Source organism: Blautia sp. MSK.20.85, assembly GCF_013317245.1.
In the GTDB taxonomy this organism is placed as follows: domain Bacteria; phylum Bacillota; class Clostridia; order Lachnospirales; family Lachnospiraceae; genus Blautia_A.
Genome location: NZ_JAAIUN010000097.1, coordinates 1 through 623, shown reverse-complemented (window position 1 = coordinate 623; position 623 = coordinate 1). Strand labels below are relative to the sequence as shown.

2 tRNA genes and 1 rRNA gene are annotated in these 623 nt (G+C 45.6%); all 3 read right to left on the bottom strand.

Annotated features, from left to right (window positions below):
• Positions 1–324: 324 nt before the first annotated feature.
• The 3 genes from G5B12_RS17065 to rrf all read right to left on the bottom strand — a co-directional run bounded on the left by G5B12_RS17065 (position 325) and on the right by rrf (position 617).
• Positions 325–398, bottom strand: a tRNA-Ile gene (locus G5B12_RS17065).
• A gap of 23 nt (positions 399–421) precedes the next feature.
• Positions 422–494: transfer RNA gene (locus G5B12_RS17060), tRNA-Ala, on the bottom strand.
• Between the two features lie 5 nt (positions 495–499).
• Positions 500–617: ribosomal RNA gene (rrf, locus tag G5B12_RS17055) — 5S ribosomal RNA — on the bottom strand.
• Positions 618–623: the final 6 nt, after the last annotated feature.

The window sequence follows — 623 nt, the reverse complement described above, 5'->3', positions numbered from 1 at the left end:
TGCTTGACCTTTCGCTTCATCACCCTAGCGTAGGTGATGCGGTCTCTTGATTCTCTGTCTTTAGATACTCACGTATCTTCCGACATGTGTTTGATTACTCTGTTCATAACAGATAAATCGATGTCTTCCTATCTTTGCGTTTGCATTAATTTCTTAATACTTTGCGTTTAAGGATATTTGATTAACTTAATCAAATCTCATGTATGCAGTTTTCAAGGTACAATATATTGGGCTTTATTACTTAAAACCCAATGGGCTTAAGTGGACCTTTGCCCTATGGCTCATGATTATGAACTTTACGGGGTTCTGGTTCATTTAAACCAGTGGGCTTAAGTGGACTCGAACCACCGACCTCACGCTTATCAGGCGTGCGCTCTAACCAGCTGAGCTATAAGCCCATCTTGAAATCTTTCGATTTCAGTGGAGATGAAGAGATTCGAACTCTCGACCCCCTGCTTGCAAGGCAGGTGCTCTCCCAACTGAGCTACATCCCCATTTGATCTGGCAGCCACCTGCTCTCCCACACCGTCTCCAGTGCAGTACCATCGGCCGCTTAGGTCTTAACCGTCGTGTTCGGGATGGGAACGGGTGTGTCCCCTAAGCGCATCGCTACCAGAAATATC